Source organism: Frankia sp. CcMO1, assembly GCF_977945845.1.
Genome location: NZ_CDWTMG010000005.1, coordinates 20,446 through 27,633, shown reverse-complemented (window position 1 = coordinate 27,633; position 7,188 = coordinate 20,446). Strand labels below are relative to the sequence as shown.

Genomic DNA, 7,188 nt, shown 5'->3' with positions numbered 1-7,188 from the left:
GGTAACCGATCGGTCACCATCGCGTCACCGCGGCAGGGACGGGTCAGGAAGAGGCGGACGACGGCACGATGAGGGCCTTCACGACGCGCTGCGCCGCGACGTCCTCCAGCGCGGCCTGCGCCTGGTCGAGGCCGTACTCCCTGGTGACCAGCTCGTGCCACGGGAACTGCCGGCGGTAGCGGGCCATCACGCGCACCGCGCGGTAGACGTGCCCGGCGTCGCTGCCCCAGCATCCCCGGATCCCGAGGTGCTTGGCGTTGAGGTCGAGGTGCGGGTTGAAGGCGGCGTCACCGGCGTTCGTGTACTGGCCGACGACGACGTAGCGCCCTGCGTCCCGGGTCAGCCGCATGCCCTCGGGGACCGCGGCGGGCACGCCGGTCGCCTCGATCGTGACGTCCGCGCCACGGCCACCGGTCAGGTCCCGGACCGCGGCCAGGCGCTCGTCGGCTGTCGTGGTCGCGATGTCGATGACGGCGTCGGCGCCGAAGCGGGTCGCGGTCTCCAGCCGGAGCTCCGGCCCTCCGACGACGATCACGGACCCCGCACCGCGCAGCTGTGCCAGGACGGCGGCGCACAGGCCCACCGGCCCCGCGCCCTGGACCACGACCGTGTCGCCGAAGCCGATCTCGCCGAGGGTCACCGCGTGGAGTGCCGTCGGCATGCCGCAGCCGCCGGCGAGGAACGCGCGCCAGCCCAACCCGTCCGGTAGCGGGATGACGTGGACGCCGGGCCGCAGGTGGATGTACTCGGCCCAGCCGCCGAACAGGCCGTCGTCGGCCGACAGCGTGACGCCGTACACCTTCCGCGACGGGCAGCGCGTGGTGGCGTGGCCGACCGCGCAGTACCAGCAGCGACCGCAGGTGCCGTACACGTCGAGGAAGGTCACGACCTGCCCTACGGACAGGGGCTGCCCGTCGATGTCCCGCACCGGGTCCTGTGCCCCGGCGGGGCCGAGGGCGGCGATCCGGCCCACGCTGACGTGACCGGGGATGATCGGGTACGGGACGCCCGCGAGCTGCCCCTTCCACAGGTGCGCGTCCGTGCCGCACACCTCGCTGCCCAGCGTCTGCAGCAGCACGGCACCGGGCTCGAGCTCGGGCCGGTCGAAGGTGCGCAGCGTCAGCGGCGACCCGGGTGCGGGCATCACGACAGCGGAGATCACCGGGGCGAGGATAGGTGACTGCGAGCCCGAAGCGGGGTTCGCCGAGGGCCAGCCAAACACGCCTAGCTCGCGGATTCCTCAACCACGAACGGCGGCGTGACGACGAGGGCGTCGCCGACCTTCACGACGAGCCGCCCCGACGTTCCTCCTTCAGGCACCGTCGTCCTGATCTCCTCGAGGGACACCACGGTGACGGGGGACGGCTGGTCGCCGAACAGCACCTCGGTCGCTCCGGCGAGTGCCGTGCCGATGACGCGCACCTGCGTGCCGATCGCGCCACGGTCCGGCTCGATCACGCTGACCGTGGGCTTGGCGGAAGCCGGTACGCGGTCCCTGCCGGCCTCCGCCGGGGTGAGCAACGTGTTGAAGATTTGCTTCAGCTTCTCCGCCGCCTGCGGCGAGAACAGCCCGACCAGCGCCGAGACGGCGGCGAACCCGAACGGGTTCACCTCCCCCGTACCGCCCTGGGCCGGCACGAGCCCGCCGCGCAGCACCAGGTAGAAGACGACGGCCATCGCCGCGCCGACGAAGGGCAGGCAAACATACATGGTGAGCCAGCTCCGCTTGAGTGCGCGGTTGCCGACGTACCAGTACAACGATCGGAGGCTGTGGAGGAGGCCGCCCAGCGCCCCCGAAAGGGCCACGACCCAGAAGAGCTGCTGCTCTATGCCGAGAGCCAGGGTGCCGCCGAGGAAGCCGATCCTGGCGACCGGGCCGGCCTCGGTCGACGTCGGCCACAGGCTGATCAGGCTGTAGAGAACGCCGACCGTCGCGACCAGCAGCAGCACGACCGCGAGCACGATCCCCGGTGGGCGGACGAACGCCCCGCCCACACCGGAGTCGCGTGCGATTCCCGTGCGATCGCCCGAACCGGTCGCATCCGGGTTCGTCATCGTCACCCCGTCCCTGGCCGCCGTCGAGGCGGAAGCTACCGGAACGGGAGGCGGCCGGGGCAACAACGCGGAGAGGTTACGACGCCGTGCGTGGAGGCCGCGTGGCGGCGAAGGTATCCGCATCAGCCAGGTCGAAGTCTCCGTGGTCACTGCCCAAACCCTGCGCCACGAGGCCCGCCGCGGCACAGCCGAGAACCGCGGCGTCCCGGGGATCGCGGTCGAGCGAGACGGCGCGGAGGAAGCCGGCCGAGAAGGCGTCGCCGCAGCCCGTCGTGTCCACGACGTCCACGGCGAACGCCGGAATCCGTGTGGCGCCCTTGGCATCGACCACGAGCGCGCCCTCCGCGCCGGCCGTCGCCGCGACGCACCCGACGCCCCGGTCGAGCAGCGCCTGGCAGGCGCCGGTGAGGTCGTCCACGCCGGTGAGGCCGAGCACCTGCTCGTCGTTGGGCAGCAGGTAGTCGAGATGCGGCAGCGCGTCGCCGATCCAGTCGAGGATGCCGGGCTCTCCCGGCGCGAGCAGGTCCGCCGACGTCACGACATCGTTATTGCGCGCGAACGACAGGATGCGGGCGGCCGCCTCCCCGCCCATGAACTCGGGCCCGCCGAGGTGGAGGTGCGTCGCGTCGGCGATCGCCTCCCAGGGCACGTCGTCGGGGCCGTAGGTGCCGTTGGCGCCGATGACGTGGAACGCCGGCCGCGAGCCGTCGGGACGGATCGGCAGCACGCTCGCGGAGGTCTGGATGCCGTTGCGGCGCAGTAGGAAGGACGCGTCGACGCCAGCCTTGGCCAGGAGCGATAGCAGCATGTCGCCGGAGGCGTCGAAGCCGATCGCGCCGGCCGAGCGCACGGTGGCCCCGAGCTTGGCCAAGGTGAGCGCGGTGCCTCCGGCGGTCCCCGCGACCGTTACCTTGATCTCCTCGACCAGCTGAGCCTGCTGCCCGGCCGGGATGGACTCGACCGGGCGGACCAGAACGTCGAGGACGTGAACGCCCATCGTGACGATGTTCATCGGACGCCTCCTGGGAGATCGATGAGGCGGACGCTAGTCTAAACATGAATCAAAGTCATGTTCAGATTAAGGGGTTGCCCGTGCCCTCCGCCCAGGAGCCCGCTGAAAGCACGCCGCCGCCGGCGCGCTTGCGCCGCACCCCGCGACAGGCCCGCAGCAAGGCCCGGGTCGCCCAGTTGCTGGAGGCCGCCGAGCGCGTGCTGCTCGCGGGCGGGGCGGAATCACTGACCACCACTCGCGTGGCCGCCGAGGCGGGCGTCTCCGTGGGGTCCCTCTACCAGTACCTACCCGACCGGGGCGCCATCATCGACGCCCTGGCTGCGAGGTACCTCGCCACCCTCGAGGGGCTCATGGACGCCTTCGTCGCGGCCGCCGCCGAGCAGCGATGGGAAGATCCGGTCGGGGTACTCATCGACGGCTTCGCCGACCTCTACCGCACCGAGCACGGTTTCCGGGCGCTCTGGTTCGCCCGCGGACTGACCGAGGAGACGCGCGTCGCCGACCGGGAGCACAAGCACCGGATGGCGCAAGGAGTGCGACGGGCGCTGCTCGCCCTGGAGATCGCCGAGGACGGCCCTGAGTTCGTGACCGTGTGCGAGGCAGGGGTGCTCGCGGCCGACGCGATCATCCAGGAGGCGTTCCGCCGGGATCCTGCCGGCGACTCCCGCCTGCTGGAGGAGGCCAAGACCATGCTTCGCCGGTACCTCGGCGAGGTCTCGGCCCGCACCCCCTGTCCGCGGATCGGGGCGTAGGCGTCGGGACGACGCCGGGGTCGTTGGCGGCGATGCCGGCCTGGAAGCGGCTCTCCAAGCCGAGCGCCTCGTATCTCACTGATCCGGCGGGACGGGGCCGGGTCCAGTTACCGGTTCGGCCTCCGAGGCGACAGGCTGCTAGGGTCTGAACCGCCTGAGCCCCCGTAGCTCAGGGGATAGAGCACCGCCCTCCGGAGGCGGGAGCGCAGGTTCGAATCCTGCCGGGGGCACCAGAGCACTCATGTACGAACCTCGACCCGAAAAAACACGGTCGGGGTTCGTTGCGTTATCGGCCATGCGCTGCTGGAAGTCCTCCGCGATGAGCGTGGCCCACGGCTCGGCGAAGGTGGCCGACACCACTTCGGGCGCGTCGGTGTCGGCGTCTGAGATGAGAAGCTTGGTGAAGAAGCACTGGTTGGTGAGGCGGCGGGTCTTGGAGCCGCCGAGGCGGTAGACCTCGTCAACATGGGCGAGGAGGTCGAGAGCGGTTGAAAGCGTGCCCTCAATGGTGGCGAAGACGAGCCGAGATGTATCGAGGACACGTGTGGCCGACGCCAACTCGTCGTCGATGCGCTCGTGTTCTTCGCGTGCCAGGTCACCGGGGATAGTGCCCGTGACGACGCCGCGAGCCAAGCGCTTGCGCTCCTGTTCCAGTTCGGCGACGCGACGGGTAGCCCTGGTTAGCTCGGGCTGAGCCTGAGAATGCTGCTTTTCGAGTTCGACCTTGAGTCCGTTGCGAATGACCTCATCGAGGCCCTCTGGCAGACGAAAGGTCGTGTAGTACCGCTCGATTGCGGCCTCGACGGTTTCGGCAGGGAGGTACTTCTGAGTGCACTCGGTACGGCGTTGGTGGCGGCCGAGGCAGTAGAAGTACGGGTACTGCCCTTTCGCGAGGGTGAAGCACAGCCGGAAGCCGCACTGCCCGCAGAAGATGCTGCCTTTGAGGTAGTGGTGGTGCAGGCGGGTCTTCTCTCCGGACGCATCGTGGGCCTTGAGCACGGCCTGGACACTTTCGAACAGTGCCGGGGGAACGAGTGGTTGGTGTCGGCCTTCGTACTCGGTGCCGTTGAACAGGACGTATCCGATGTAGTAGCGATTATTGAGCAAGTGATGGACGTGCGACGGCTGGATGGGACCAGAGGGCTTCTTGCCGTGCGGGAGCGCAGTGAGGCCCCGGGCGACAAGTTCGTCGGTCAGGCTTCGGATTGTGTAGAGCCCGGTGGCGTAGGCCTCGTAGGCCCATTGAATGAGCGGGGCCCGGTCGGGGTCGACGACCACGATGCGGACCTCTCGGCCCTCGATGCGCTGCCGCGTGTTGAGGTAGCCGATCGGGGCCCGTCCGGGCGTGCCTCCGGCCTTGGCCTTCTCGGTCATGCCCTTGATGGATTCGGTGGCCAGGTTGCGTGAATAGAACTCGGCGATTCCGGCCATGATGGCGTGCAGAAGCTGGCCGGCTGGGGTCTCGTCGATGTTCTCCTTGACGGAGACGAGCTTGGCCCCGTAGCTCTGCAACTCGAAGAGCGTGTTGGCGTCATCGCGGCGGTTGCGGGCGAAGCGGTCGACTTTGTCGAGGATGACGTAGTCAACATCATGATCCGTGCGGATGCGGGCCAGCATCTTCTGAAATTGTGGCCGATCGGTGGTCTTGGCGGACTCGCCCCGGTCAAGGTACTCCCCTACGATTTCCGCCCCGAGTTGCTGAGCTTTGCGGTGGCAGGCTTCGCGCTGTCCGGGCAAGGAGTAGCCTTCGGCGTCCTCAGCCTTATCGGCTTGCTTGGAGGTCGACACACGGAGGTAGATGACGGCTTGTTTCGAGCGTCGCTCCCCGTCTCCAGCGTTGGGGGTGCTCGGCGTAAGTATGTTGTTCATGGGGCAGCTCTCCTTTCTAAACGTGACGTGACTGCGGGTCGACGAGTCCCAGTTGAGTAAGCCGGATGCGCATGGCTTGCATGGAGACGTCGAACCGATGAGCGAGGGTGCGGACTTCTTGGGTGCCGCTGCACCAGGCCTTCTTGATGTCCGCTCGCGGCATGAGGAGGCAGCTGGCGAAGTAGTCGCAGATGGCTTCGCGGCGTTCGCTTTCACTCTGGCCACCGGTGGCTGGGTACAAGATCCTTTTGAACGGGTCGTCGAGCACGTGCTTGAGCTCATGAGCGAGCGAGAAGCGTTGGCGGGTAGGCGGATCGGCCCCGTTGAGCAGGATGAGCCAGCGGCCACGCGTCCATTGCGAAGCCCCAGCCGACGGAGCCGGAAACATGCGGTCGACCTGCACGCGGGGCAGTTCGGAGATGGCGGCTTCGGGGAGGGCGGGCGTGGTCGTCTCGGTGAGCGAGCGGAAGCGATTGGCTTGGAGTTCGGCGATCTGGACAGCCTCGATGACGGTGAGCGGCCGAAAGGGCACGATGTCACGTAGGCTTGCGATGGTGTTGGGCATTGGGTGGTTCTCCTGAGTCAGTTTGATACTTGTCGTTGATGAGTTCGAAGTGGGCGAGCAGTTGCGCGACAGCTTCTTCGGGTAGGTCGTATTTCGAGCGTAGGTAGAGATTCATTTCGGGCAGGCCCTCCCCGCTGGCATAGCCCGCCGCGAGATAGAACTCGCTGACTTCCACGTCGAGAGCGCGAGCCAGTCGGTAGAGCGAGCGGGGGTCGGGTGACTCGTAGCGGCCGTTCTCCAACTTGGAGAGCCAGGAGTAGTCGACCTTGGCCGTGGACGCGAGTCCTCGAAGAGACAGACCATTTTGTATGCGCAGCTCATGGACGCGTCCCCCGAGTAATTGAGCCGAATTGTCAGACACGTTAGATTCCTTTCTTTTGCGTATTTCAATTCTATTGGTATTGTTGACCGGAATCCACATCAATTCGCCAGGAATTGCCGGTTATTTTCAGTGTCTTTTCGGCATTTTCAAAGGTGACGGGTTGGGATTTCCCGAGAGAGACAAGCTGGAATGCTTGCCCCTCCCGGGAGGTGGTAGCCGAGGCGGGTGCCTCAGCTGGTGGTGCCCTTGGCGCGTCCGCGCCCGGTGGGCGCCTCAGCTGGAGCCGGTTCGCTCAGGAGCGCCTGGATGGCGGTTCGCCGGGCTTCGGCTTCCCGCTCGATCTCGGCCAGGGCGGCAGCCGCCCTGGAGCCGAAGTCGCCGTCGGCTCGCTTGAGGTCGACGAGCGTCTGGATGGCCAGTACCCCGGTGTCGTTGAGCGACAGGTCTTCCAGGGCGGCCACGAGCACGAACTGCGCGTGGAGCGCGTCGGGCACGCGGATGGCGAACGTCTTGACGCCGCCTCCGCGATTGGTTGATACATCGGACATGGAGTCCTCCTCGGACGGGTGCGGCCGGTCAGCTCGGGATGAGCTGGCAGTGACGGCCGCATGCC

The 7,188-nt window shown here is 67.8% G+C and carries 7 protein-coding genes, 1 tRNA gene and 1 pseudogene; 2 read left to right on the top strand and 7 right to left on the bottom strand.

Going from position 1 to position 7,188, the window contains the following annotated elements:
- Positions 1 to 43 precede the first annotated feature (43 nt).
- From AC08OU_RS01700 to AC08OU_RS01690, 3 genes are all read right to left on the bottom strand, one after another.
- Complete coding sequence (locus tag AC08OU_RS01700) at positions 44 to 1,162, bottom strand: zinc-binding dehydrogenase (RefSeq protein ID WP_476604128.1); 1,119 nt, start codon at positions 1,160 to 1,162, stop codon at positions 44 to 46.
- Positions 1,163 to 1,224: 62 nt separating this feature from the next.
- Positions 1,225 to 2,055, bottom strand: coding sequence for an IPT/TIG domain-containing protein (locus tag AC08OU_RS01695; protein WP_476604127.1), 831 nt, complete (start codon positions 2,053 to 2,055; stop codon positions 1,225 to 1,227).
- Positions 2,056 to 2,131: 76 nt separating this feature from the next.
- Entirely contained in the window at positions 2,132 to 3,067 is a 936-nt protein-coding gene (locus AC08OU_RS01690; RefSeq protein WP_476604126.1) for a carbohydrate kinase family protein, read from the bottom strand.
- A gap of 80 nt (positions 3,068 to 3,147) precedes the next feature.
- Here AC08OU_RS01690 and AC08OU_RS01685 point away from each other — a divergent pair, with 80 nt between their 5' ends.
- Together AC08OU_RS01685 and AC08OU_RS01680 are read left to right on the top strand one after the other, a co-directional pair.
- Entirely contained in the window at positions 3,148 to 3,819 is a 672-nt protein-coding gene (locus tag AC08OU_RS01685) for a TetR/AcrR family transcriptional regulator (protein ID WP_476604125.1), read from the top strand.
- A gap of 158 nt (positions 3,820 to 3,977) precedes the next feature.
- Positions 3,978 to 4,052 (top strand) — tRNA-Arg (locus AC08OU_RS01680).
- 607 nt (positions 4,053 to 4,659) lie between these two features.
- Here the strand turns inward: AC08OU_RS01680 and AC08OU_RS01675 are convergent.
- The 4 genes and pseudogenes from AC08OU_RS01675 to AC08OU_RS01660 form a co-directional block, all read right to left on the bottom strand.
- Positions 4,660 to 5,688 (bottom strand): annotated as a pseudogene (locus AC08OU_RS01675) (recombinase family protein); the annotation flags it as partial.
- 16 nt (positions 5,689 to 5,704) lie between these two features.
- Positions 5,705 to 6,253 carry an ImmA/IrrE family metallo-endopeptidase gene (locus AC08OU_RS01670; protein WP_476604124.1) on the bottom strand — a complete coding sequence of 183 codons (549 nt, stop codon included), beginning with the start codon at positions 6,251 to 6,253 and terminating at the stop codon, positions 5,705 to 5,707.
- Complete coding sequence (locus AC08OU_RS01665; RefSeq protein ID WP_476604123.1) at positions 6,225 to 6,614, bottom strand: helix-turn-helix domain-containing protein; 390 nt, start codon at positions 6,612 to 6,614, stop codon at positions 6,225 to 6,227. The genes AC08OU_RS01670 and AC08OU_RS01665 overlap by 29 nt, the downstream gene beginning before the upstream one ends.
- Positions 6,615 to 6,805: 191 nt before the next feature.
- Positions 6,806 to 7,123, bottom strand: a complete 318-nt coding sequence (locus AC08OU_RS01660; RefSeq protein ID WP_476604122.1) for a toxin-antitoxin system HicB family antitoxin — start codon at positions 7,121 to 7,123, stop codon at positions 6,806 to 6,808.
- Positions 7,124 to 7,188: the final 65 nt, after the last annotated feature.

Bases quoted from the DNA above. Each gene is read 5' to 3' on its own strand.
- AC08OU_RS01695 (WP_476604127.1), bottom strand. From the start codon at position 2,055: ATGACGAACCCGGATGCGACCGGTTCGGGCGATCGCACGGGAATCGCA.
- AC08OU_RS01690 (WP_476604126.1), bottom strand. From the start codon at position 3,067: ATGAACATCGTCACGATGGGCGTTCACGTCCTCGACGTTCTGGTCCGC.
- AC08OU_RS01670 (WP_476604124.1), bottom strand. From the start codon at position 6,253: ATGCCCAACACCATCGCAAGCCTACGTGACATCGTGCCCTTTCGGCCG.
- AC08OU_RS01660 (WP_476604122.1), bottom strand. From the start codon at position 7,123: ATGTCCGATGTATCAACCAATCGCGGAGGCGGCGTCAAGACGTTCGCC.